The following is a 22,389-nucleotide window of genomic DNA, read 5'->3' on the forward strand; positions in this document are numbered from 1 at the left end:
GCTCAGGCCTTGTCGAGCTCAGGCCTTGTCGAACAGGGACTCGACGTATTCCCAGTTCACGAGGTTCTCGACAAACGCCTTCAGATAATCGGGACGGCGGTTGCGATAGTCGATGTAGTAGGAGTGCTCCCAGACGTCGCAGCCGAGGATCGGGGTGGCGCCGTGCACCAGCGGATTCTCGCCGTTCGGGGTCTTGGCAATCTCGAGCTTGCCGTTCTTGACCTGGAGCCAGCACCAGCCGGAGCCGAACTGGCCGACGCCGGCCGCCTGGAAGTCGGTCTTGAACTTTTCGAAGCCGCCGAGGTCCTCGTTGATCTTCTTCTCGATCTTGCCCGGCAGCTTGGTGCCGCCGCCATTCGGCTTCATCCAGCTCCAGAAATGGATGTGGTTGTAGTGCTGGCCGGCATTGTTGAACACCGCGGGGTTCTTGCCGAACGAGCCCTTGACGATCTCCTCAAGGGACTTGCCTTCCCATTCGGTGCCCTTGAGCGCGTTGTTGCCATTGGTGACATAGGCCTGATGATGCTTGTCGTGGTGGAATTCGAGCGTTTCCTTCGACATGAATTGTCCGAGGGCGTCATAGGCGTAGGGGAGTGGGGGCAGCGTAAAGGTCATGGGTGTTGTCCGCGACTGATGGGGGAACGAGACTTAACGGTCACCCCTTATAGAAGGTTCCGTGGCCGTTAAATACCGCGATTTTTCCAAAAGGCGCAGTGCGGCGGCTTGGCCGGATTGCATAAAATCGTCGCAAGGATGTCGGGCGTTTCAACCAGGCCGTAAAATATCATTGCCTTTGAGGTGCTTATGGCAGAACGAAACGCACCGACGGCGCGGAGATGCGAAAGAGAGAGCGATGAGCATCGAGATCGACATTTTGAACGGCGACGCCTCGTGGCGGATGGCGGAGCCGCTGCATCAGGCGGTCTTCGGACCTGATATCGTCGGGAAGCAGCCCTGGGCTCACGTCAAATGGGCCAATGCCGACCTACGCGTGCTGATCGAGACGCCCGAGGATGGTCTCGTCTGCCACGTCGGCATCTACTTCCGCACCGTCACCTGGAATGGGCAGAAGGTTCACATCGGCGGCATCGGCGGCGTCTGCACGCGGGAGGACCGGCGCGGCCGCGGCTATGCGACCATGGCGATCGATGCCGCGGTGCATACCATGCGCGCCAACGAGGCGGTCCGGTTCGCGCTGCTGTTCTGCGAGCCGCACAATGTCGGCTTCTACGAGGCCCGCAGCTGGCTCCCCTTCAAGGGCGAGGTCTATTGCGAGCAGCCGGAGGGGCGGATCCGCTTCACTCACATGGCGCCCTATGTCTGCAACATCGTCAGCGCGCCGACACTTGGCACTATCGACCTCTGCGGCCTGCCCTGGTGAGCCCTGCGTGAGGCGCGGCTGGTGCCGGGGCTGCGCGCCATATAATATGTCGGCCATCATCTAATATTCCGCGCGGTGACACATGACGATCGACGCCTCCCTGGACGCCGTGCCGCCGCCTGCCCCGGTCGCCTCCCCCATCGCCAGTCTTTTGACGGCACCGATCCTGCCGACGCTGCTGCGGCTTGCGATCCCCAACATGATCGCGATGGTCGGCAGCACGTTGGTTGCGATCGCCGAGACCTCCTATATCGGCCGGCTCGGCACCATCCCGCTCGCAGCGATCGCACTGGTGTTTCCGTTCGCCATGCTGACGCAGATGATGAGCGCGGGCGCGATGGGCGGCGGCGTCTCGTCTGCGATCAGCCGCGCGCTCGGCGCAGGCGATCGGACCCGTGCGGCGACGCTGGCGCTGCATGCCGCCATCATCGGCCTCTGCGGCGGGCTTTTCTTCACGGTGACGATGCTCGTCTTCGGCCGCTCGTTCTTCACGCTGCTGGGCGGGCGCGAGCGCGTGCTCGAGGAAGCCAGCGGCTATTCGCAAATGCTGTTCTCCGGCGCGGTCGCGATCTGGCTCGTCAACACGCTGGCCTCGGTGATCCGCGGCACTGGCGACATGCGCCTGCCCTCGATGGCGCTGATCGGGACGAGCGTGCTCCAGATCGCGCTCGGCGGCACGCTGGGGCTCGGCCTGTTCGGTATGCCGCAATTCGGCATGCCCGGTGTCGCCGCCGGTCAGTTGATCGCGTTCACCTGTGCCGCGATCTTCTTCCTCTGGTATCTCTGGTCCGGCCGCAGCCGGCTGCCGCTGGATTTCCGCGCCTTCCATTTCGATCGCGCGTTGTTCTTCGACATCCTCAAGGTCGGCGCGGTGGCCTGCCTGTCGCCGCTCCAGACGGTACTCACCATTTTGATCTTCACCAAGATCCTGGCGACCTTCGGCACCGAGATGCTGGCCGGTTATGGCATCGGCTCGCGGCTGGAATTCTTGCTGATCCCGATCACCTTCGCCTTCGGCATCGCATCGGTGCCGATGGTCGGCATGGCGATGGGCGCCGGACAGGTGAAGCGCGCGCGGCGCGTGGCCTGGACCGCGGCCGCGGCCTCGGGAATCACGGTCGGCCTGATCGGTGTCGTCATCGCGCTCGATCCGTCACTGTGGGTTTCGCTCTTCACCAGGGATCCCGGCGTTGCCGCCGCCGCGCACAGCTATTTCCATTGGGCCGGCCCGACCTTCGTGTTCTTCGGCATGGGCGTGTCGCTTTATTTCTCCTCGCAAGGCGCGGCGCGCGTCGGCGGTCCCGTGCTCGCCTCCACCGCGCGGCTTCTGATCGTCGCGATCGGTGGCGGCGGCCTCATGATGGCGCAGGCTCCGGCCTGGACCCTGTTCGCGCTGGTCGGCGGCGCCATGGCGGTGTTCGGCCTATCGACCGCGGCCTCGGTCGCCTTGGTGCGCTGGGGCAAATGAGCACAGGTCAATGCACGCAGGCAAATAAACGCGGGAATGTGATTCCATCCAGCGTTGCACTATCCTGCTAGGCTGCTATGGAGGCGCTCCACTTTGGGGCTCTCCATGACTTCCAGATTCGCTGCTCTCATCGTCCTTCTGGCTGCGCTCCTTGGCGCGACTGCCGCCCATGCGCAGAGCGCCGACGGGACCTGGCTGACCCAGGCCGGCGACGCCCGCGTCAAGATCAGCAAATGCGGCGGCGGCATCTGCGGCAATGTCGTCTGGCTGCGTGAACCCCACGACACCGCGACCGGCCAGCCCGCCACCGACAGCAAGAATCCCAATCCCGCCCTCGCCAGGCGCCCGATGATCGGCTTGCCATTGTTCAGCGGCATGCAGCCGTCAGGGCCGAGCAAATGGTCGGGTCAGATCTACAATGCCGACGACGGCAGCACCTACGCGAGCAGCGTTACCGTGACCTCAGCGGATTCGCTGCGGGTTGAGGGTTGCGTTGGCGCGCTCTGCGGCGGCGAAACGTGGACGCGCGCGGGGCGCTAGCGCTTCACGCCATCATCGCCTTCAGCGCCGTCGCCGCCGAAGCGTAGCCGCCCCGCGCACCGTCGATGAAATGGACGTGGTCACTGCGCAGCGCGGACGGGGTGAAGCAGGTCATCATCGCTGCGTCCTGCTGGTGGAGGCCGTAACGCACGATGCCGTCGCGCGCGGCAGTCGCGAGGCGATCGCTGAGGGCGCGTTCGAGCTCCGGCGTACAGTCGAGGATCATGCGCAGGCCGTCGTCATATTTGCGGAAGTCGGAGTTCTCCACGACCTGCCGCTTATAAAGCTTCGGCACGAAGCCGCCGACCTTGAGATTGAAGCGCATGATCAGATAGACGAAAAGCGTATAGGCCAGCACGCTGGCGCGGCGTGCGAGCAGCGGACCTCCGCGCTTGGTGCGCGCCTCATAGTCCAGCCCCTGCGGCGGCCATGTCAGCGGCGGACCTTGCGGCGGCACGGGCCGACCGGCATCCGGACTGCGCTCGACGAGATGGATGATGTCCTCGATCACCTTGCGGAATGCCGAGGGATCGGCGCCCTGGGTCGGCATCACCAACACGGACAGGATCAGGCCGCGCGCCGCCGGAATGACCTCGAAGCGGCAGGACAGGCCGGAGAGATCGGGCTGCGTGCCCGCGGGCGCTTCGGTGATCGCAAACTCGCCGCGCTTCATCGCGGCGTCGGCCCAGGCGAGCCCGCCGCCCGAGAACATCGCATATGACAAATTGGCCGAGGGACCAAAGCGCGCGACGCGCACGTCGAGGCCCTGCGCGCGGATGGCGCTCACCGGCACCAGCGCGACGCGCATCCCCAAATCGAGATCTTCCCGCACCCAGGTCGCGGTCGCAGCCAAAGCCTCGCGGGCCGGCTCGAGATCGCCGGGCGCGACCGCAAAACTCGCGCCGTCGCCGCCGAACACGAAGGGAAATTCGCGTCCCTCCAATGCGTTCGTCACCGCCGCGATCACGGCGGCACCGGCCATGTTCACCGCCTTGTAACGCTGCGCCGCGATGGCCTTGGTCGAATCCACGATGTCGGCAACGCCGACGCTCCAGTCGTCGGGCAGCGGCGAATACAAAGCGGGGTCCATCAGGCTGGTGAAGCCGCGAAAGACCGGAATGCCGCTATAAAAGGCTGATGTCATCGGATGATGCCGGATGGTTGGGACGCGCGTCCAAAAGACATACGTAGCAGGATCGATCCGGGTTCGCCGGGGGGCGCGCCCTTGCAACCATTGGCCGAAATGGACCCGGACAACAAGATGAGGGCGCGCTGCAATGCCACAGAAGGTCATTGATCGGCATCAAACAGCGGGCCGCAAATGGCGTCTAGTCTCGATGATCTGACATGATTGCGCGGGAACATCGACGTGTCCGACTTCAACGAGAAGGACTCCATCGCTCCGGTACGCCGGCGCACCGGGCGTGATCCCATCAGCGCGGTGAAGATGCCGGAAAGCCTGACCGCGGCCGTCGATAATTGGGCCGAAGCCCATCACCTGTCGCGCTCGGATGCTATCCGCATGCTGGTCGAACTGGGCCTGAAGGTCGCGCCCCCGGCACTCCCGCCAAGGCACCCGCTCGCCTCGGATGCCACCAGGATCGAAGAGCTCGCAGTGCATGAACTCGAGGGGTTGCTCGATCCTGCCCTCTCTGAGGACGAACGCGAGCGCCGGATCCGCCGTCTGACCGATGGCCCGCCGGAGTTCTCACACGAACGGATTGACCTGCCGAAGCACCGGACCTGAATGTCTAGTGCAGCTTCTCGTCCTGACGCTTGCGCAGCACAGAGGCGGGAACGTCATGGCAGCCGACAAGGCGCACGAATTTCTGCGGATACATTTCGTAACCGTGATCACCGGAATTCTGATGAGACATCGGCTCGCAGTGAACAGGCTGGCCGTGAACGTCGCTTTGCTGTGCGGAAGATAGCTTTGCCGACGCCTTGCCCAGGTTCGAAGCGGTCATGGACTGCTCCCTATCGATTAGGGCAGATCGATATCGATTGCGCGGCATCTTACGACCAAATCCGGATGATGTCATTGCGCCGGATCAATGCAATTGTGGCGATGGAGTTCCGCCTACGCCGTGTTGCCCGCGTCGACCGTGAACACGCTACCCGTCACATTGCGACCGCCCTCGCCCAGCAGATATTCCACCATGCGCGCGACGTCGTCGGTCTCCGGCAGGCGCCGCAGCGCGCTGCGGCCGGCGATGCGCTTGCGGCTATCGTCGGAGAGATTGTGCGTCAGCTCGGTGTCGATGAAACCGGGCGCGATCGCGTTCACGGTGATGCCGAGCTTGCCGACCTCGCGCGCGAGCGAACGGGTGAAGCCGGTGGCGGCGGCCTTGGTCGCACCGTAAACCGAGAGGCCGTTATAGCCGGTGGTCGCGATGATTGAGGAGATGTTGATGATACGGCCGGCACCGTCGGCCATCATCTGGCGCGCGACATATTTGGTGAGAATGATCGGCGACAGCACGTTGAGCTGCACCAGCGCCTCGATCTCGGAATTGTGCATGGTCGCGAGCAGGCCTTCGGTGCCGAGGCCGGCATTGTTGACGAGGCCGTAGATCGGGCCGAATTCATCGCGCACGAGTTTGGCATAGGCCGGGATCGCGTCGATCACGGCGAGGTCACAGGCGCGGAAATGCAGGCGCCCTTCCGACCCGGCGATCGCCGCCGTGAGCTCGTCGCTCTCGCGCCGCGCGGCCGCGATCACGTTGTAGCCGGCATCGACAAGCCGCTTGCCGATCGCAAGGCCGATACCGCGGCTACCACCCGTGACGAGAACATTATGCATCGGTGCGCGCCAGTTTGCCGGCCGGGGTGACGTCGAGCGCCTCGACGAAGCGGATCACCGCCGGCACCTTATGGGACGCGAGCTGCGCGCGGCACTGATCCAGGATCTGGGCGCGGATCTCTTTCGCGCGCGCCGGATCGGTGCCGTCGGCGAGGATCACGTCGGCAACGACGATACCGCCGGTGATCGGGCTCTTGCGTGACTTCGCCCGCGACATCCGCACGTCGGGATGACGGTTGATCACCGCCTCGATCTCTTCGGGGTGAACCTTCAGCCCACCGATATTGATGATGCCGCCGCGGCGGCCGACGAAATAGTAGCGGTCGCCACGCAATTCGACGATATCGCCGCTGTCGACAAATCCGTCTGCATCGGTGAGCGCAGCCGCGTGGCGGCCGATGTAGGCGTGCGCCGTGCGCGTCGAGCGGATGCGGAGCGAGCCGTCGATGACCTTCATTTCGACGCCATTGCGGTTGCCGAGATAGTCCGCCGGAAAGCCTTCCAGCCCGTCATTGACGGCAAAGCCGACGCCCCCCTCGGTCGATGCATAGGCATGGCCGACGGAGGAATTCGGGAACGCCGCTTTGAGGCCGTCCAGCACCGCCTGGTCGGCGATCTCGCCGGAGAGGCGGACATAGCGCGGCGCGAACTGCGCGGCCGAGCCGCTCATCAACAGCTTGCGCCAGTGCGAGGGCGTGCCGGAGATGTGGGAGACGCCACGCGCGTTCAGCCGCGTGACGTGATCGCCGAGCGCCTCATGGGGATCGGACAGCACCATCGAGCCGCCGGAGAGGACGGCGCGGAGGAATATCTGCAGGCCGCCATAGCGGCGGATGTCGTAGAACGTCGCCCATACCGGCGCGGGTCCGCGCGCCGGGCCTTCGGCGACGATGGCGCCGGTGAGTGCTTCCAGCGTATGGCCGACGATTTTCGGCACGCCCGACGTGCCCGAAGTGAGCATCAGCCATTCCGTGGCGCGTTCGGTCCTGGCCGGCGTGGTAGCCTGAGGCGGCAATTGTGCGGTGACGACGAGCGGCACGCCGGTCTCGGCCAAGCGATCGGGCTCGTCGGTGACGACGGCATCGATCCCGGCATCCGCCATCAGCGCATCGAGATGCGCGGGGTTGAGATCGGGCGGGCACAGCAGCATGCGGCGCGCAATACCGTCGAGCTCGATCATGGCAAGGCCCGATCGGAGCTGGTCGGATACTTTCAGCAGCACCGCGCGGCCGGACAGCTCGCCCAGGCGGCCACCCAGGACCGTCTGCGACAGGATATCCGTCAGCGACACGACATCGTGCGCGTCCGACAGCGTGCGGCCGGTCAGCTCCGCGCCGAGATGGTCGCGAAGCGCAAAGATCTCACGCGGGGACATTTTCGTAGGCCCGCACGAAATCGCCCACGGTGGCGGGGAACGCTGCGTCCTCGGAGATGGTGAAGGGGTCGACGCCGGTCTCGTCCTCGAGGCGCGCCACCAGGATGGCGAAGGCGAGCGAGTCGAAGCCCGTCTCGTGCAGCGACAGATCGTCCGAGAGCGCGGGAAGCGCGACGTGCTGCTCCTTGGCGATCTGCTGGATCGCTTCAATGACCTTAGACCGTACCGACATGGCTGGCTCGCTTCTGTTGTCGTTCGTGTTGCGGCGGCTCTTGATGACCGCCTCCCTTGGCCGTTTGTTTACCCGACAGAAGTAAATGGCTTCTTGGACAATTCGGATAAAATTGGACCTATCTCCGAATTTTCGGGCGGCTAAATCCGGATCGCCCCCTTGTTGATTTGTGTATAGAGCTCCGAATCGAGCGCAACATAGGCGCAGGTCTTCGGGTCCAGCATGAACAGCGGATCGGAGACCGCGCCCGGATCAAATCCCTCGCGCGCGAGCTCGCCCTTTTTCTGCTTGAACGTCTCGGTCGCATCGAGCTCGCGCGAGATGCGTATGAAGACGGGGTGAGCATAGGCCGGCAGGCGCTGAGCGAGATGGGCGGGCAACGCCTCGACGTCAAAGCCCTCGTTCACCACGACCGCGCTCATGCCGGCGCGGCCATCGGTGCCGGGGATGTTGACGCCGTAGGTGGTGGCATCGATCACGCCGGTGAAATCGCGTACGGCGTCGTTGACCTCCGAGGTCGCGACGTTCTCGCCCTTCCAGCGAAAGGTGTCGCCGATGCGATCGACGAAGTGGAAGAAGCCCTTCTCGTCGAGCCGCATCAGATCGCCGGTGCGGAACCAGGAGTCGCCCTTGGTAAAGACATCGCGCAGGATCTTCTTCTCGGTCTCGCTCGCCTCGGTGTAGCCCTCGAAGCGGCCGCCGCCCTCATCCGCCGTGCCGATGCGGCCTATGGCTTCGCCGGGCTCGCCGCGCGCGCAGGCGATGCAAAATCCCTCTGCATCGCGCAGCGGCGCACCATTATCGGGATCGAGCTTGACGAGACCGGCAGGGAAACGATGCGCGAGCAGCGGCGGGACGCGGCCGATCGCGCCGGGCTGGCCCTCGACGTTGAACAGCGAGAAATTGCCTTCCGTCGCCGCGTAGAATTCGAGGATACGCGGAATGGCGAAACGCGCCTGAAAATCGTCCCAGATGTCACCGCGCAGGCCGTTGCCGCAGACGAGCCGCAGGCGATGCCGGTTCTCGTATTCCGACGGCGGCGCCTTGAGCAGATAGCGGCAGAGCTCACCTATATACTGGAACAGCGTACAGTCGTGGCGCACGATGTCGGGCCAGAAATTCGACGCTGAGAATTTTTGCGCGATCACCACCGAGCCGCCGGCGGCGAGCATGCTGCATGGCGCAACGATGCCGCCGACCGAGTGGAACAGCGGCAGGCAATCGTAGAGCCGATCCTGCGGCGTCGCGCCGGTGAGGCCGGCGAACCAAAAGCCCCAATTGAGGATGCGGCGATGGCTGATGCTGGCGGCTTTCGGCAGGCCGGTCGTCCCGGACGTGTAGATCAGCAGGGCCCGGTCGTGGATGGTGACGTCGCCACGCTCGTCCGGCGAAAGCGGCCCGTCATCGAGCGCGGCAAGCGCGACATCGATCGCACGTTCGCTGCGGGCATCGCCATGGGTCCAGACCTTTGCTTCCGTCTTCAGGTGGGGCGACGCGCCATCCAGTGCATCCTTGAGCTCGTGCGCGACGATGATCTGGGCGGGTTTTGCGACTCCGATGCAATGCGCGAGCGACCGGCCGACGAGCTTGGTGTTGATCAGCGCGACCACACCCCCGACGCGGCTGATGCCGAGCCAGGCCGCGACATAATCGATGCCGTTCGGCATGATCAGCGCGACAGTGTCGCCCTTGGCCACACCGACCGAGCGTGCCCACCGCGCATAACGATTGATGCGTCTTGAAAGCCCCTCATAGTCGAGGCTTGCGTCATCGGTGGCCAGCGCAATGCGATCGGGCTGGCGCTGCGCCCAATCATCGACGACGTCGGCGAACAGCCGGCCCGGCAACGTCTCGATCCGTGCGGTGAGCTCGATCGCCTTCAGCCAGATTTTCGAAGCCGAAGGTGCGCGCGCGGCTTTCGGTTGCTCGATGACGCCGGTTGTCATGCCGTTCATTCTTTCGGAACGTGTCTGCTGGTGCCCGGCAGCTTAGCTCGCACGCCCTGCCCAGGTGTTAAGAGACAGGGTAAAACCGGGTTAGTGCGCGATTAACTCTAGTCATCCTTTACCAAACCGGATGCGATCGACGTGCGCGCGGCCTGGCAATTCTTGCGACAGCAGAGCCGGGGCGCGCTGCGCGGGAGGCTATGCGGCTCCGGGCAAACGGGTTAGGCTTTTTGACCCTGCATTGTCCGGATTGCGAAAGGGAGACGACCTGTGGCTCTCGACTCGTCTGAGTTTCCTGTCCAGGTCGCGCCGTTCGAGCAGCCGCTGACCCATTTTGCCAGTCGCCTGAAGGACAGGCAGGTCAAGGTGGTCGCGATCGGCTCGTCGAGCACGGCGGGCGAAGGAGGCATCGCTCCCTATCCGCAGCGGCTGCTGGCCGACCTTCGGATACGATTTCCAAATGCCATGATCGAAGTGGTCAACCGGGGCGTTGGCGGCGAAGAGGCCCCTTTGGAGCTGAAGCGGTTCGATCATGACGTCTTCGATCTCAACCCCGATCTCGTCATCTGGCAGGTCGGAACCAATTCAGTGTGGCAATCCACCGATCCGCCCTCGTTCAAGGACACCACGCACGCCATCCGTGAGGGTGTTGACCGACTGCTCGGCGCCAAGCGGATCGACGTGATCCTGATGGACCTGCAATATGTGCCGGCGCTGCTGACACCGGCCAAGGCCGACAAGGCGGACGCGATGGTCGCAGCGATCAGCGAGATCGCACATGCAAAAGGGGTCAACGTCTTTCGTCGCTTCGCGCTGATGAAGGGCTGGCACGATGTTGCAGGAATTTCGTTCGACCGCATGGTCGACCCGGGCGACGATAGCAGGCTGCACGCAAGCGACTGGACCACGGACAAGATGACCTGGCAGTTGACCGACGCGATCGTCACCGCGGCCAACAAGGCGCCTCACGGCAGCTAGTCCTGCATGCTCCGTCGGATTGATGGCCGAACGGGCGGTGAGCGCTAGCCGCCTCGCTTATGTCGCAAGCGCGGCGGCGGTGCGTTGAACGGATAATACGGATTGAGATCGCAGCTGGCGGAGCGGCCTGAAGCGGTAGCTTGGCACTGCGGCACTGAGGTGAAGGAGCAATCGTACCACTCTCCGCCACCGCCGTTCGCACCGGAATAGACGTGCATGCAGACGGGATAGCGCGGATCGAAGGTCTGCGCATGCGACGGCGCGGCCGTGAGCAGGGCACCGACGGTCATGATCAGGCCGAATAAGCGACGCATAAGAATTCCCCCTGAAAGCCGCATTGCGGATCGCTAGTGCACGTTCTTGTGGCGCCGGCGCGGCGGCGGCGGCGGGGGTTGGTCGAACGCATAGTAGGGATTGACGTCGCAGCTTGCAGAGCGGCCCGAGGCCGTGGCGCGGCACTGCGGCAGCGAGGTGAAGGAGCAATCGAAATAATCGCCGCCGCCCCCGCCGAAGCCGCCGGGCGTATAGACGTGCATGCACACCGGATAACGCGGATCGTAGGTCTGGGCGCTGGCATCTGCCGCCACGAACAGCATGACAATTGCGGTGAGGGTCAGGATCGGCAAACGCATGGAGAAATCCTCGAATCTGTCATGTCGGCGGCCCGGATGCCGGCCACCTCGTATGGCATAACACCACAGCAGAGGCGACCGTTCCTGCGCGTAAATGACGGCAAGGTGAGTGCGGTGCACTGCGCCCGCTACCCGCCGAGCCCTTGCAACACCAGCCGGTTCAATCTTGCCGCAAACGCCGCAGGGTCTTCCGGCAGTTCGCCGTCCAGGATCTGCGCCTGTTCGAGCAGGAGCAGGCTGAGATCGTCGACCGCCTTCGAGCCGGCCCGAGCCTTCGTGATCGCCGTGACCAGCGGATGGCGCAGATTGATCTCGAGGATCGGCTTGGTGCGCATGCCACGGTTCTGCTGCGCCAGAATGCGCTCGAGCTCGCGGCTCGGGCCCTGGCTGTCGGCAACGAGGCAGGAAGCGGAGCTGGTAAGGCGCGTCGAGGCCTTGACATCGCTGACGCGCTCGCCGAGCGCGGCCTTGATCACCGCAATGGTGGCGGCCTCGTCGGCGGCAGGCTCGTCCTTTTTCGTCTCGTCCGCCTCGTCGACGCGTGGGATCAGGTCGAGGTTGAGATCGCCCTGGCTCAGCGACTTCAGCGGCTTGCCGTCGAATTCCGATGGCATCGACGTCCAGAAGGCGTCGACGGGATCGGACAGCAGCAGCACTTCGATGCCGCGCGCAGTCGCCGCCTCGAGCCGGGGGTTCGACTTCAGCCGATCGATGCTGTCGCCGACCAGATAATAGATCTCGGTCTGGTTCGGCTTGAAATCGGCGATGACGTCCTTCAGCGAACGCTTCTCGCCCGAGGTCGTGGTGAAACGCGACAGCGCGAGCAGCTTTTCGCGGCGTTCGAAATCTTCGTAGATGCCTTCCTTCAGCACCGCGCCGAAGGCCTCCCAGATCTTCGCGAAGTTCTCCGGATCCTTCTCCGCAAGGCTTTCGAGCTCGGACAATACGCGGGTCGCCACGGCCTTGCGGATCTGTGCGAGCTGCGGATTGTTCTGAAGCATCTCGCGCGAGATGTTGAGCGGGAGATCCTCGCTGTCGACGACGCCGCGGATGAAGCGGAGGTAGCCCGGCAGAAGATCGGCATCGTCGGTGATGAAGACGCGGCGGACATAGAGCTTGACGCGTCCCTTGCGGTTCGGCTCGAACAGATCGAACGGCTTGGTCGAGGGCGCGAACAGCAGCACGGCATAGGAGTAACGCCCCTCCGCGCGATAATGCAGCGTCATCGCGGGATCGTCGAAGGCGGAGGCGATCTGCTGATAGGCCTTCTTGTAGTCTTCCGGCGTGAGCTCGGATTTCGAGCGCTGCCACAGCGCGCTTGCAGAATTGATCTGGCGCGGTTCGCCCTCTTCAGGCACGAGCTCGATCGGGAAGAGGATGTTGTCGGAATACGCGCCGACGATACGCTCGATCTCGTAGGCTTCGAGATATTTCTTCGCATCATCCTTGAGGTGCAGGACGATCTCGGTGCCGCGCTGCACGCGGGTCGCATCCTCCTCGCTGGCACGCGCGATCTCGAAGCCCGACCCGCCTGTGGACGTCCAGGTCCAGACGTCGCTCTCGCCGGCGCGGCGGCTGACCACGACGATCTTGTCGGCAACCATGAAGGCGGAATAGAAGCCGACGCCGAACTGGCCAATCAGGCCGAGACCATCCTTGGCCTCCTTGAGCTTCGACACGAAGGCCTTGGTGCCCGAGCGGGCGATTGTGCCGAGGTGGTCGATCAGCTCCTGCCGCTCCATGCCGATGCCATTGTCAGCGATCGCAAGCGTTCCGGCCGTCTTGTTCGGAATGATCCGGATCTTGGGCGCGTCGCCCTCGCCCAGCAGCGCCGGACTCGCGATCGCCTCATAGCGCAGCTTGTCGCAGGCGTCCGATGCGTTGGAGACGAGCTCGCGCAGGAAGATATCCGTCTCGGAATAGACGGAGTGCACCATCAGGTGCAGAAGCTCGGAAACCTCGGCCTGGAAGGGCTGCGTATGCACAGCCGTGTCTGACGTCGTCATGCGTTTACCCGGTCAATCGAAAGGGAAAGAAACCCGGGATATAACGCGAGGGGGCAGGGGATCAAGTGACGTCAGCAACCGCCCTCCGGGGCGGAGGCCGACGTGTCCGTGGCAAAATGCCGATCAGGTCACACAGCGACCGGGCTGGAGCAGCTTTGCGACCTCGGTCAGGGAGCTGACCATCGGCTCGCAGGCGATGGTCGGCTTTTTGCGGCCCTGCTTCTGGTCCGGTAGCAACACCGGCGGCTTGGCGTTACCGGTCTCGATCGCCGCGGGGACCCGCAGCAGCACCGACGTGTCGGCGAGATCGTTCAGCCGCATCGACACGGTACGGGTTGGAACCTCCGCCTGCTTGATATCGGTTAACCGGTCGGCTTTGCTGGAGCGATTCACGTTGTGGCCCGGCTTGTCAGCGACCGCCTGCCAGCGGTCGGCCAGATCATGGCCGGAGGCCAGCTGCACGGCGCCCACCTGAACGGCGCCGAGCGTCGCGGCGAGCGCGACGGCGCCTAAAAATACCTTTTGGATCTGTGACATGGCTGTCGGTCCCTCGCCCCATGGCGATCGCGGGAACAACGCGAGGAGAGGACCGGGAGTTCTCAGTCGTTAAGATCACTTAACCGTGTGCGCAAAAGGCGCGCCCTCGCGAAAAATTCCCACGAAAAATTTCGCAACCGCCTGGAACGACTTTCGCGGACGGGAGTCGTCTCAACAGCCGGCTATTCCCCCCTGCCCCATAAGCCGGCGACGTAGGGCGCGACTGTGGTGATGCCAGTCGCGCCTTACTTTTGTCTGGCGTTCAGTTCGCCTTTCCCGCGAGCCACTCCCGCCCCTCCCCATAGAGCTTCTCGACCTCGGGCCCGGTCAAGCCCGGCATGTCGCGCTTGACCTTGTAGCCGATCAGCTCCTGCATGTAGGCGAGGTGGCGGTAGCCTTCGGGCAGCGCGGCAAGGGCTTTCTGGTCGAGCTGAAGTGTCGCGGCGGGGTCGACCGGGTCGATCCGGTCCTTCTCGTAGATCGGCTGGCGGCGGACGATGCCCCACGCGCCTGACCGCTTTTCCAGGAAATCGTAGAAGCGCCCGGTGCAAACGACGTCGCAGGGCACGTCGTGCACCGGCGCGCGCTGCGAGATGGTCATCTTGGTCTGCGCGATGGCGCGCGGCCCCTCGAGATCGATGCTGGTGCCACCTAGGAAATGCAGGATGCGGACGCCCTTGGCGAACCCCTCCTGGCTGACCCGCATGAAATCCCGCGCCGGCCCCTGAAACCAGGTGGCGGACATCCAGCCTTCTTCGTGCCAGACCGTGGCAAAGCGCTCCCAATCGCCGGCATCGCGCCACACCGCCCAGTTCTCGACGAGGTCGCGAATGGCAAGGCGGTCGAGGAGTTGCTGGTCCATGATGCGAAATCTCCTGGAGGCTTGAAGCGGCGATGGATGTCATCGGCCGAGGTATCAACGGGCAATTGGGTTGCCGTCAAGCGCGCACGATGCTTCGGGGGCGTTCGAATTGCCCACAGCCAGTCCGCGCGGTACGAGCAACCAGCCTTGCAATCAACCTGACCGCGACTAGTATTCGTATTCGATGCAAATGAAATTCCCCGTGCTGGCCGCGCTTCTCGGATTGCTGGCGGCTTTCCCTTCCCGAGCGCAGACCGATTCCGTCCAAGCCTGGAAGATGAGACTGGCTGCGCACATCGCGAGCAGAACTTTCTTCCCGCTTGCCGCGATGGGGCAAACGGGTGAGGCCAGGGTTGCATTCGTTATGGATCGGTCCGGCAAACTAATATCGCGGACGCTGGCAGAGAGCGCCGGGTCCCAATCGCTCGATGCTGCTGCGCTTGCGATCGTCGAGCGCGCTCAGCCATTTCCGGAAGCGCCTTCGGAACTGACGGAGAGCTCGTTCTCTTTCACAGTCCCGATCGTCTTCCGAGGCCGCCAATTCCAGGTGCCGCCCTCCGGGTTAGTGCTGAGCAGGACGGGTCCCGCCCTCACCGAGGGCGACGCAATGGCTACTTGGCGCAAGACGGTAACCGAGCATGTCTGGCGCAACAGGGCGTTTCCGCCGGAGGCGATGGGTCACAGAGGCGATGCCGGCGTCGCATTCGTGGTCGACCGCTCGGGCAAATTGATCTCGCACGCTTTGGTGGAAAGCACAGGCTCCCCGCCGCTGGATGCGGCAGCGCTCAGAATGGTCGAGCGAAGCGAGCCATTTCCGAAGCCACCGCCCGAGGCGAAGGACGACCTCCAGAAGGTGACCATCCTGATGACTCTCGATGGAACGCAACCGATGGGTGGGGCATGGACGGACGAACCCAAGTTGAAGGCCAAGCTTAACAGCATCTGCCGAGGCTGCTGAATAGAGTGCCGGCGAACAAAAGACGGCGGGCCTTGCGGCGCGCCGTCCTCTTGTCCGCGATGGGAGCTTCCTTACGTTGCAAGCGCCTCCCTTACGCCGCCGGTACCTTCGGCGCGCGGTTGCGGGAGTTGCGCTGGAAGAACAGCGCCTGGCTCGCCACCGCCGACACCATCGCCGGCTGGAACGGTTTCGAGATCAGGAACGCCGGCTCGGGGCGCTCTCCGGTAAGGAAGCGTTCCGGATACGCGGTGATGAACACCACCGGCACCTCGAAGGTGCGGAGCAGCTCGTTGACGGCGTCGAGGCCCGACGAGCCGTCGGCGAGCTGGATGTCGGCCAGGATCAAGCCGGGCCGCCTGTTCTTTGCCAAGGCGACCGCATCGGCGTGGGTACGGGCGACGCCGACGACATTGTGGCCGAGATTCTTCACCAGGCTTTCGAGGTCCATGGCGATGAAGGTCTCATCCTCGATGATCAGCACGTCGGTGGCGATCTCGGCGGCCATCTCACGGCCTGCGGCATCCGCGAGCCGGCGCGTCTCGCCGACGTCGGTGCCAAGAATGTAGCCGACCTCTTCCTCCGAAAATCCCTCGAGCGAGAGCAGCAGGAAGGCTTGCCGCGGCAACGGCGTGATGTTCGAGAGCCGCCGCTCCGGCGGCATCGGCAGGTTCGTCACCTCGGAATCGTCGTTGACGGAAACGGAATTCCAGATCTGGGTGAACAGCCGGAACAGGCCGGCGCGCGGCCCGTGGCTCTCGTCGAGCACCGACGGATCTCCCAGCATGGCTTCCAACATGGCTGCGACATAGGCGTCACCGGAGGACTGGCTGCCCGTCAGGGCGCGTGCGTACCGGCGCAACAACGGCAAGTGTTCAGCAACAAGCTGTGAACGGGACATCCCCACTCCATATCATCATCGGGCCGACCTTGACGTGCAGGCGTTAGGCGGGGGGCCCGGGTTCCCCTGCTGGGCTGATTACGCCTCAGCCTGAGAAAAGTTCCGCATGGGGGCGGAACTTTTTCTCGCAGCTCGCATTGTGCCTATCCAGGGAACGGCTCCCGGTTGAGAGAACTTCTCGATTTTACAGTCACTTAACTCGGGGAAACGTGGAACAGGTCATGAAAGATCTCAAGTCTCAAGCCAGCAAAAGCACGACCCCCGGCAAGGGAGGGCTCACTCCGGAGATACAGTCCCGGATCGGGCACCAGCTGCGCGCCATGTACGACGACGTGGTGCGGCAGGGGGTTCCGGACCGGTTCGCGGAACTGATCAAGAAACTTGATGCGCCGGGAGCGGCACCCCAAGTGGAAAATGGTGGCGGCTCTAACGACAACAATGGGAGGGATTGATGCCTCTCACGGACTCCCTGCGTAACGACATCCTGGCGGCCGTGCCCAGTCTGCGCGCGTTCGCCATCTCGCTCAGCGGCAATGCCGACCGCGCCGACGATCTGGTCCAGGAGACGCTGTTGCGCGCGCTCGCCAACATCGATTCGTTCCAGCCCGGCTCCAATCTGCCGGCGTGGCTGTTCACGATCCTGCGCAACCTGTTCCGCTCCGACTATCGCAAGCGGCGGCGGGAAGTCGAGGACGCCGAAGGCAACTATGCCAAGACGCTGAAGACGCAGCCCTCGCAGAACGCCCATCTCGAGTTCGAGGAATTCCGCACGGCGCTCGACAAGCTTCCGCAGGACCAGCGTGAAGCGCTGATCCTCGTCGGCGCCTCCGGCTTCTCCTACGAGGATGCGGCTTCGATCTGCGGCTGCGCGGTGGGCACAATCAAGAGCCGCGTCAACCGTGCGCGCTCCAAGCTCGCGGCGCTGCTCTATGTCGACGGCGCCGAGGATTTCGGGCCCGACGAGACCATTCGCGCCGTCATCGGCGGCAGCGGCGGCTGACCGCCGGCGTCAATCGGACCGAGACCGCGATGAAGGCGGCCGCTTCCGCGGCCGCCTTCGCATGTCTCAAGTGATCATGTCTGAAGCGTGAAACTTGATGCGTGCCTGCGTCGCCTCGATCACTCGTCCACGAAGGTCACGGTCTCGGCCACGCTCGCACGCGACGTGCGGTAGCTGTTGACCTTGTGGGCGTGGTCGGCATAGCCGAACGAGATACCGCAAACGATGCGGCGATCATCACGCAGATTGAAATGGCGGCGGATCAGGCCGGAGTGGCGCGCGAGCGCCGCCTGCGGAATCGTGCCGAGCCCGAGCGCCTGCGCGGCCAGCATGAAGTTCGAGACATAGGCGCCGCAATCGATCGCACCGTAGATGCCGAGCGGCTCGTCGGTGTGGATGATGGCCACATGCGGCGCGCCGAAGAAATTGTAGTTCTCCAGCGCCTGCTTGGCATAGGCCATCTTGTCTCCGCGCGCGATGCCGAGCGTGTTGTAGAGCTGAAAACCGCTCTGGCGACGGCGATCGAGATAGGCGCCGAGATATTCGCGCGGCGGCGGGAAATCATAGTCGTCCCCGAGACCGCCCGAAGCCTCCTTGTAGATCAGCTTGCGGAAACGCTCCTTGGCCTCGCCGCTGGCGATGACGACCTGCCAGGGCTGGCTGTTGCACCAGGACGCCGTGCGCTGCGCGGTCGTCAGCAAATGTTCGATCGTCGCGCGATCGACCTCCTTGGCCAGGAAGGCTCGTACCGAGTAGCGCTCGTTGAGTAGCTCTTCGAGTACGCCGATGCGGTCGTTTTGCTTTACTTGTGCGTCCATGGATCAACTCGCGCCTTCTCTTCGTAAGGTGGGCAAAGGCGCATAGCGCCGTGCCCACCGACAGACTTACCTCGGCGCATCTGCGCATGGTGGGCACGCTTGGCTTTGCCCACCCTACAAGATACAGCGAGAGACTAGATCACCGTCCCTTGGTCGGGATCTTGTTGTACGGCACGTCCTTGTCGACGCGGATGTCGCCCGGCAGTCCCAGCACGCGCTCGGCGATGATGTTGCGCAAAATCTCGTCTGTGCCGCCCGCGATGCGCATCGAGGGCGAGGACAGCAGCATCTGCTGAAACTGGCCCTGAACGGTTTCCTCGTCGCTGCCTGTGAGAACGCCGGCCGCGCCCTGGAGGTCCATGGCGTAGGTTGCGATATCCTGCAGCATCATGCCGGACACGAGCTTGCCGATCGAATTCTCCGGCCCCGGCCGTTCACCCTTGGACAGTGCCGAGATCGCCCGGTAGCTGGTGTATTTCAGCCCGTTCGACTTCACCGCCCAGCTCGCGAGTTTTGAGCGCACGGCGGGATCGTCGATGGCGAGGCCATCCTCCAGCATCAGATTGGAGCAGAACTCGAACATCTCGGGGACGCCGGTCGCAAGCCGCGAGCCGATCGACATCCGCTCGTTCATCAACGTGGTCAGCGACACGCTCCAGCCCTCGCCGACGGCACCGAGGCGCTGGCTGTCGGGAATGACGACGTCGGTGAAATAGACCTCGTTGAACTCCTGCATGCCGTTGGCCTGCTTGATCGGACGCACCTCGACGCCGGGGCTCTTCATGTCCAGGAAGAACATGGTGAGCCCCTTGTGCTTGGGCACATTGGGATCGGTGCGCGCGATCAAAAGACCGTAGTCGGAATAGTGCGCGCCGGAGGTCCAGATCTTCTGGCCGTTGACGACCCAATTGTCGCCCTTCTTCTCCGCGCGCATGCGCAAGCCCGCGACGTCAGAGCCCGCCGACGGCTCGGAGAAGAGCTGGCACCAAATCTCCTCGCCCGCGGCCAGCCTCGGCAAATGGCGCCGCTTGGCGTCCTCGCTGCCAAAAGCCATCACGGTCGGGCCGCACATGCCCTCGCCGATCTGGAACGGCTGCGTCAGCTTGCCATAGACGCCTTCCTCCTGCTGCCAGATCACCCGCTCGATCGGCGTCGCACCCCGGCCGCCATATTCCTTGGGCCAATGCAGGCAGGCCCAGTTGCCTTCGGCCTTCTTCTTCTGCCAGGCCTTGCCGACATCGACGATGTCGTGGTTGGCGAGCCGGATGCGGCCGAGCGAGGATTTTGACAGCTCGGCCAAAAACTCCTTCGGCGCGTTGGCCTCGACCCATTTGCGCGCGGTCTCGCGGAATGCGGCTTCCTGCGGGGTGTCGTCGAAATTCATGGCGGACCTCTTCGTTCTTGCTCTGTCTTAGTCCCTCATGGTGAGGAGGCGCGCAGCGCCGTCTCGAACCATGTGGCCTCAGTCGGGCCTGCATCCTTCGAGACGGCGCGTTCCGCGGCTCCTCAGGATGAGGATCATCAGCCTCTTCCTTTCGTCGGGATCTTGTTGAACGGCACGTCCTTGTCGACCCTGATGTCGCCGGGCAGGCCCAACACCCGCTCGGCGATGATGTTGCGCATGATCTCGTCGGTGCCGCCTTCGACACGGGTGCCCGGCGCGCGCAGCAGCATCGCCTGGAAGCGGCCGGCGAGTTCGGCGTCCTCGCCGCTGACCACTCCGCCCGCGCCCTGCAAGTCCAGGGCATAAGTCGCGACATCCTGGATCATCGAGCCCGCCACCAGCTTTCCGATGGAATTTTCCGGTCCCGGGCGCTCGCCCTTCGACAGCGCGGAGATCGCGCGCATGCTGGTGTATTTCAGCCCGCTCGCCTTCACTGCCCAGTTCGCCAGCTTCGCGCGCACCGCACGATCCTCGATGGCAGGGCCGTCGTCCAGCATCAGGTCCGAGCAATAATCGAACAGCTCGGGTAGGCCGGTCGAGACGGCCGCGCCGATCGCGCTGCGCTCGTTCATCAGCGTGGTCAGCGAGACGTTCCAGCCGTCGCCGACCTCGCCGAGGCGCTGGTGATCGGGAATGCGGACGTTCGTGAAATAGACCTCGTTGAAGTCGGAAGCGCCGCTCGCCTGCTTGATCGGCCGCACCTCGACGCCCGGGCTCTTCATGTCCAGGAAGAACATGGTCAGGCCCTTGTGCTTGGGCACGGTCGGATCGGTGCGGGTGAGCAAAATTCCGTAGTCGGAATAGTGCGCGCCCGACGTCCAGATCTTCTGGCCGTTGATCACCCAGTCGTCGCCGTCCTTTTCCGCGCGGGTTCGCAACCCAGCGACGTCGGAGCCGCCGGCGGGCTCGGAAAACAGCTGGCACCAGACCTTTTCGCCGGAGGCGAGCGGCGGCAGATAGGCGCGCTTATGCTCCTCGCGCGCGAACGCCATCATGGTCGGCCCGCACATGCCGTGGCCGATGATGAACATGCGGGATAGCTGGCCGAACGGCCCCTCTTCCTGCTGCCAGATCACACGTTCAATCGGCGACGAGCCGCGGCCACCATACTCCTTCGGCCAGTGCAGACAGGCCCAGCCGGCATCGGCCTTCTTCTTCTGCCAGGCCTTTGCAACGTCGAGGATGTTGGCGTTCTTCAATTGCGTGCGGCCGAGGGAGGATTTGCGGAGCTCGTCCTCGTATTGCTTCGGTGCATTCGCACCGATCCAGGCGCGCGCGGTGGCGCGGAATTCGGCTTCCTGCGGGGTATCGTCGAAGTTCATGACGTTGCCTTTGCCTACGCCGCGTTCTTCTTGCGCATGCGGTCGATCAACTGGTCTTCCCAATAGGACAGACTGCCGAGCCCCAGCGCCATGGCGTTGGCGCGGCGGTAGTACATGTGGCAGTCGAACTCCCAGGTGAAACCCATGCCGCCGTGAACCTGGATGTTGTTCTTGGCGCAGTGCTGAAACGCCTGCGTTGCACTGATGCGCGCGGCTGCAGCCGCTTCCGGCAATTCGCCTGCATTGGTCGAGAGCGCCCAGGCGCCGTAATAGCTGTTGGAACGCGCCAGCGTCGCCGACACGTACATGTCCGCCAGCATGTGCTTGACGGCCTGGAACGAACCGATCTGTCGGCCGAAGGCGATGCGGTCGAGCGCATAGTCGCGGCCCATCTCCAGCGCGCGGTCGGAGCCGCCGACCTGCTCGAACGCGCAGAGCACCGCGGCGCGATCGAGCACTTGAGTCAAGATGCTCCAGCCTTCGCCGGCCGCACCCAGCGGCTCGGCCTTGCAATCCCTAAAAGTAATCTCGGCCTGCCCGCGGGTCGGATCGAGATTGGTCAGGCTTTTCACCTCGACGCCGCCGTCCCTGAGATCGACGATGAACAAGGAGATGTCGCCGTCGCGTCCGCTCGATCCCGTGCGTGCCGCGACCACCGCGAAGTCGGCGATCGCGCCATCGGCGACCGGCTTCTTGACACCGTTGAGCATGCCATTGGCAGCCGTGAGCTTGACGTTCTTCGGTGACGGATTGCCTTTTCCCTCGAACAGCGCCAGCGTTCCGATCGCCTCGCCCGAGGCAATCGCCGGCAACCATTTCTTCTTCTGCGCGTCGCTGCCCGCGATCAGCAGCGCTTCGACTGCGAGATAGACAGTGGAGGAAAACGGCACCGGCGCGTTCGCCCGGCCCATCTCTTCAGCGATCACGCAAAGTTCGAGATGACCGGCGCCGGCGCCACCAAAGTCCTCTGGGATTGCAACACCGAGAAAACCCATCTCGGCGAGCCCCTTCCACAGCTCCTTGTCATACGGCGCCTTGCCGTCGAGAACTGCGCGCACCGCCTTTGGCGAGCATTTCTCAGTGAGGAATTTGCGCGCCTGATCGCGGAGCTGCTTCTGGTCGTCAGAGAAATCGAAGTTCATGGCGCGTATCCCGTTACTGTTGTTCTGTAGGTGGGTGGAGCAAAGCG

General features: G+C 64.0%; 25 protein-coding genes. 8 read left to right on the plus strand and 17 right to left on the minus strand.

Going from position 1 to position 22,389, the window contains the following annotated elements; genetic code table 11:
* Positions 1–18: 18 nt before the first annotated feature.
* On the minus strand, positions 19–615 hold the full coding sequence (locus IVB40_RS31265) for a superoxide dismutase (protein WP_007615200.1): 597 nt from the start codon (positions 613–615) through the stop codon (positions 19–21).
* A 238-nt stretch (positions 616–853) separates the two neighbouring features.
* On the opposite strand from IVB40_RS31265, the gene IVB40_RS31270 reads away from it, so the two are divergent.
* The 3 genes from IVB40_RS31270 (at position 854) to IVB40_RS31280 (ending at position 3,389) form a co-directional block, all read left to right on the plus strand.
* Complete coding sequence (locus IVB40_RS31270; protein ID WP_247817276.1) at positions 854–1,381, plus strand: GNAT family N-acetyltransferase; 528 nt, start codon at positions 854–856, stop codon at positions 1,379–1,381.
* A gap of 82 nt (positions 1,382–1,463) precedes the next feature.
* Positions 1,464–2,849, plus strand: a complete 1,386-nt coding sequence (locus IVB40_RS31275) for an MATE family efflux transporter (protein ID WP_247817277.1) — start codon at positions 1,464–1,466, stop codon at positions 2,847–2,849.
* Positions 2,850–2,954: 105 nt separating this feature from the next.
* Positions 2,955–3,389, plus strand: a complete 435-nt coding sequence (locus IVB40_RS31280; protein ID WP_027565559.1) for a DUF2147 domain-containing protein — start codon at positions 2,955–2,957, stop codon at positions 3,387–3,389.
* Positions 3,390–3,393: 4 nt separating this feature from the next.
* Here the strand turns inward: IVB40_RS31280 and IVB40_RS31285 are convergent, their stop codons facing one another.
* Positions 3,394–4,533 (minus strand): DUF3095 domain-containing protein, encoded by a 1,140-nt coding sequence (locus IVB40_RS31285; RefSeq protein ID WP_247817278.1) that lies wholly within the window; start codon positions 4,531–4,533, stop codon positions 3,394–3,396.
* Positions 4,534–4,758: 225 nt separating this feature from the next.
* Here IVB40_RS31285 and IVB40_RS31290 point away from each other — a divergent pair, with 225 nt between their 5' ends.
* Positions 4,759–5,136, plus strand: a complete 378-nt coding sequence (locus IVB40_RS31290) for a ribbon-helix-helix domain-containing protein (protein WP_247817279.1) — start codon at positions 4,759–4,761, stop codon at positions 5,134–5,136.
* A gap of 4 nt (positions 5,137–5,140) precedes the next feature.
* On the opposite strand, the gene IVB40_RS31295 is transcribed toward IVB40_RS31290, so the two are convergent.
* The 5 genes from IVB40_RS31295 to IVB40_RS31315 form a co-directional block, all read right to left on the minus strand.
* Positions 5,141–5,356, minus strand: coding sequence for a hypothetical protein (locus IVB40_RS31295; protein WP_247817280.1), 216 nt, complete (start codon positions 5,354–5,356; stop codon positions 5,141–5,143).
* A gap of 113 nt (positions 5,357–5,469) precedes the next feature.
* Entirely contained in the window at positions 5,470–6,192 is a 723-nt protein-coding gene (locus IVB40_RS31300) for an SDR family NAD(P)-dependent oxidoreductase (RefSeq protein ID WP_027565563.1), read from the minus strand.
* Positions 6,185–7,567, minus strand: coding sequence for a fatty acid--CoA ligase family protein (locus IVB40_RS31305; RefSeq protein WP_247817281.1), 1,383 nt, complete (start codon positions 7,565–7,567; stop codon positions 6,185–6,187). The genes IVB40_RS31300 and IVB40_RS31305 overlap by 8 nt, the downstream gene beginning before the upstream one ends.
* Complete coding sequence (locus IVB40_RS31310) at positions 7,554–7,799, minus strand: acyl carrier protein (protein WP_007597226.1); 246 nt, start codon at positions 7,797–7,799, stop codon at positions 7,554–7,556. Before IVB40_RS31310 ends, IVB40_RS31305 begins: the two co-directional genes overlap by 14 nt.
* A 140-nt stretch (positions 7,800–7,939) precedes the next feature.
* Positions 7,940–9,754: a long-chain-acyl-CoA synthetase gene (locus IVB40_RS31315; protein WP_247817282.1), complete on the minus strand. Its 1,815-nt coding sequence runs from the start codon at positions 9,752–9,754 to the stop codon at positions 7,940–7,942.
* 261 nt (positions 9,755–10,015) lie between these two features.
* Here IVB40_RS31315 and IVB40_RS31320 point away from each other — a divergent pair, with 261 nt between their 5' ends.
* Positions 10,016–10,723, plus strand: coding sequence for a GDSL-type esterase/lipase family protein (locus IVB40_RS31320; protein WP_247817283.1), 708 nt, complete (start codon positions 10,016–10,018; stop codon positions 10,721–10,723).
* A 44-nt stretch (positions 10,724–10,767) separates the two neighbouring features.
* On the opposite strand, the gene IVB40_RS31325 is transcribed toward IVB40_RS31320, so the two are convergent.
* From IVB40_RS31325 to IVB40_RS31345, 5 genes are all read right to left on the minus strand, one after another.
* Positions 10,768–11,037, minus strand: a complete 270-nt coding sequence (locus IVB40_RS31325; protein WP_247404245.1) for a DUF3551 domain-containing protein — start codon at positions 11,035–11,037, stop codon at positions 10,768–10,770.
* Positions 11,038–11,070: 33 nt separating this feature from the next.
* Positions 11,071–11,355, minus strand: coding sequence for a DUF3551 domain-containing protein (locus tag IVB40_RS31330; RefSeq protein ID WP_247817284.1), 285 nt, complete (start codon positions 11,353–11,355; stop codon positions 11,071–11,073).
* 128 nt (positions 11,356–11,483) lie between these two features.
* Positions 11,484–13,361: a molecular chaperone HtpG gene (htpG, locus tag IVB40_RS31335; protein ID WP_247817285.1), complete on the minus strand. Its 1,878-nt coding sequence runs from the start codon at positions 13,359–13,361 to the stop codon at positions 11,484–11,486.
* Between the two features lie 123 nt (positions 13,362–13,484).
* A complete protein-coding gene (locus IVB40_RS31340; RefSeq protein WP_247817286.1) occupies positions 13,485–13,898 on the minus strand; it encodes a hypothetical protein in 414 nt (137 codons plus the stop codon).
* A 262-nt stretch (positions 13,899–14,160) separates the two neighbouring features.
* On the minus strand, positions 14,161–14,760 hold the full coding sequence (locus tag IVB40_RS31345) for a nuclear transport factor 2 family protein (protein WP_247817287.1): 600 nt from the start codon (positions 14,758–14,760) through the stop codon (positions 14,161–14,163).
* Positions 14,761–14,950: 190 nt separating this feature from the next.
* Between IVB40_RS31345 and IVB40_RS31350 the strand changes: the two genes are divergently transcribed.
* Positions 14,951–15,718 (plus strand): energy transducer TonB, encoded by a 768-nt coding sequence (locus IVB40_RS31350; protein WP_247817288.1) that lies wholly within the window; start codon positions 14,951–14,953, stop codon positions 15,716–15,718.
* Positions 15,719–15,809: 91 nt separating this feature from the next.
* On the opposite strand, the gene IVB40_RS31355 is transcribed toward IVB40_RS31350, so the two are convergent.
* Positions 15,810–16,616, minus strand: coding sequence for a response regulator (locus tag IVB40_RS31355; RefSeq protein ID WP_027565571.1), 807 nt, complete (start codon positions 16,614–16,616; stop codon positions 15,810–15,812).
* Positions 16,617–16,837: 221 nt separating this feature from the next.
* Between IVB40_RS31355 and IVB40_RS31360 the strand changes: the two genes are divergently transcribed.
* Both IVB40_RS31360 and IVB40_RS31365 read left to right on the plus strand, forming a co-directional pair.
* Complete coding sequence (locus IVB40_RS31360; RefSeq protein ID WP_027565572.1) at positions 16,838–17,068, plus strand: NepR family anti-sigma factor; 231 nt, start codon at positions 16,838–16,840, stop codon at positions 17,066–17,068.
* On the plus strand, positions 17,068–17,616 hold the full coding sequence (locus IVB40_RS31365) for a sigma-70 family RNA polymerase sigma factor (RefSeq protein ID WP_007597240.1): 549 nt from the start codon (positions 17,068–17,070) through the stop codon (positions 17,614–17,616). Before IVB40_RS31360 ends, IVB40_RS31365 begins: the two co-directional genes overlap by 1 nt.
* 119 nt (positions 17,617–17,735) lie before the next feature.
* On the opposite strand, the gene IVB40_RS31370 is transcribed toward IVB40_RS31365, so the two are convergent.
* From IVB40_RS31370 to IVB40_RS31385, 4 genes are all read right to left on the minus strand, one after another.
* Positions 17,736–18,434, minus strand: a complete 699-nt coding sequence (locus tag IVB40_RS31370; RefSeq protein ID WP_247817289.1) for a nitroreductase — start codon at positions 18,432–18,434, stop codon at positions 17,736–17,738.
* A 139-nt stretch (positions 18,435–18,573) separates the two neighbouring features.
* On the minus strand, positions 18,574–19,818 hold the full coding sequence (locus tag IVB40_RS31375) for an acyl-CoA dehydrogenase (protein ID WP_027565574.1): 1,245 nt from the start codon (positions 19,816–19,818) through the stop codon (positions 18,574–18,576).
* 137 nt (positions 19,819–19,955) lie between these two features.
* Positions 19,956–21,200: an acyl-CoA dehydrogenase gene (locus tag IVB40_RS31380; protein ID WP_247817290.1), complete on the minus strand. Its 1,245-nt coding sequence runs from the start codon at positions 21,198–21,200 to the stop codon at positions 19,956–19,958.
* A gap of 14 nt (positions 21,201–21,214) precedes the next feature.
* Positions 21,215–22,342, minus strand: coding sequence for an acyl-CoA dehydrogenase family protein (locus IVB40_RS31385; RefSeq protein ID WP_247817291.1), 1,128 nt, complete (start codon positions 22,340–22,342; stop codon positions 21,215–21,217).
* Positions 22,343–22,389: the final 47 nt, after the last annotated feature.

The organism is Bradyrhizobium sp. 40 (genome assembly GCF_023100925.1).
Classification (GTDB): Bacteria; Pseudomonadota; Alphaproteobacteria; order Rhizobiales; family Xanthobacteraceae; genus Bradyrhizobium.

Bases quoted from the DNA above. Each gene is read 5' to 3' on its own strand.
- IVB40_RS31310 (WP_007597226.1), bottom strand. From the start codon at position 7,799: ATGTCGGTACGGTCTAAGGTCATTGAAGCGATCCAGCAGATCGCCAAG.
- IVB40_RS31380 (WP_247817290.1), bottom strand. From the start codon at position 21,200: ATGAACTTCGACGATACCCCGCAGGAAGCCGAATTCCGCGCCACCGCG.
- IVB40_RS31265 (WP_007615200.1), bottom strand. From the start codon at position 615: ATGACCTTTACGCTGCCCCCACTCCCCTACGCCTATGACGCCCTCGGA.
- IVB40_RS31360 (WP_027565572.1), top strand. From the start codon at position 16,838: ATGAAAGATCTCAAGTCTCAAGCCAGCAAAAGCACGACCCCCGGCAAG.
- IVB40_RS31280 (WP_027565559.1), top strand. From the start codon at position 2,955: ATGACTTCCAGATTCGCTGCTCTCATCGTCCTTCTGGCTGCGCTCCTT.
- IVB40_RS31285 (WP_247817278.1), bottom strand. From the start codon at position 4,533: ATGACATCAGCCTTTTATAGCGGCATTCCGGTCTTTCGCGGCTTCACC.
- IVB40_RS31345 (WP_247817287.1), bottom strand. From the start codon at position 14,760: ATGGACCAGCAACTCCTCGACCGCCTTGCCATTCGCGACCTCGTCGAG.
- IVB40_RS31385 (WP_247817291.1), bottom strand. From the start codon at position 22,342: ATGAACTTCGATTTCTCTGACGACCAGAAGCAGCTCCGCGATCAGGCG.
- IVB40_RS31375 (WP_027565574.1), bottom strand. From the start codon at position 19,818: ATGAATTTCGACGACACCCCGCAGGAAGCCGCATTCCGCGAGACCGCG.
- IVB40_RS31325 (WP_247404245.1), bottom strand. From the start codon at position 11,037: ATGCGTCGCTTATTCGGCCTGATCATGACCGTCGGTGCCCTGCTCACG.
- IVB40_RS31270 (WP_247817276.1), top strand. From the start codon at position 854: ATGAGCATCGAGATCGACATTTTGAACGGCGACGCCTCGTGGCGGATG.
- htpG (WP_247817285.1), bottom strand. From the start codon at position 13,361: ATGACGACGTCAGACACGGCTGTGCATACGCAGCCCTTCCAGGCCGAG.
- IVB40_RS31305 (WP_247817281.1), bottom strand. From the start codon at position 7,567: ATGTCCCCGCGTGAGATCTTTGCGCTTCGCGACCATCTCGGCGCGGAG.
- IVB40_RS31355 (WP_027565571.1), bottom strand. From the start codon at position 16,616: ATGTCCCGTTCACAGCTTGTTGCTGAACACTTGCCGTTGTTGCGCCGG.
- IVB40_RS31330 (WP_247817284.1), bottom strand. From the start codon at position 11,355: ATGCGTTTGCCGATCCTGACCCTCACCGCAATTGTCATGCTGTTCGTG.
- IVB40_RS31340 (WP_247817286.1), bottom strand. From the start codon at position 13,898: ATGTCACAGATCCAAAAGGTATTTTTAGGCGCCGTCGCGCTCGCCGCG.
- IVB40_RS31370 (WP_247817289.1), bottom strand. From the start codon at position 18,434: ATGGACGCACAAGTAAAGCAAAACGACCGCATCGGCGTACTCGAAGAG.
- IVB40_RS31350 (WP_247817288.1), top strand. From the start codon at position 14,951: ATGAAATTCCCCGTGCTGGCCGCGCTTCTCGGATTGCTGGCGGCTTTC.
- IVB40_RS31300 (WP_027565563.1), bottom strand. From the start codon at position 6,192: ATGCATAATGTTCTCGTCACGGGTGGTAGCCGCGGTATCGGCCTTGCG.
- IVB40_RS31275 (WP_247817277.1), top strand. From the start codon at position 1,464: ATGACGATCGACGCCTCCCTGGACGCCGTGCCGCCGCCTGCCCCGGTC.
- IVB40_RS31315 (WP_247817282.1), bottom strand. From the start codon at position 9,754: ATGAACGGCATGACAACCGGCGTCATCGAGCAACCGAAAGCCGCGCGC.
- IVB40_RS31365 (WP_007597240.1), top strand. From the start codon at position 17,068: ATGCCTCTCACGGACTCCCTGCGTAACGACATCCTGGCGGCCGTGCCC.
- IVB40_RS31295 (WP_247817280.1), bottom strand. From the start codon at position 5,356: ATGACCGCTTCGAACCTGGGCAAGGCGTCGGCAAAGCTATCTTCCGCA.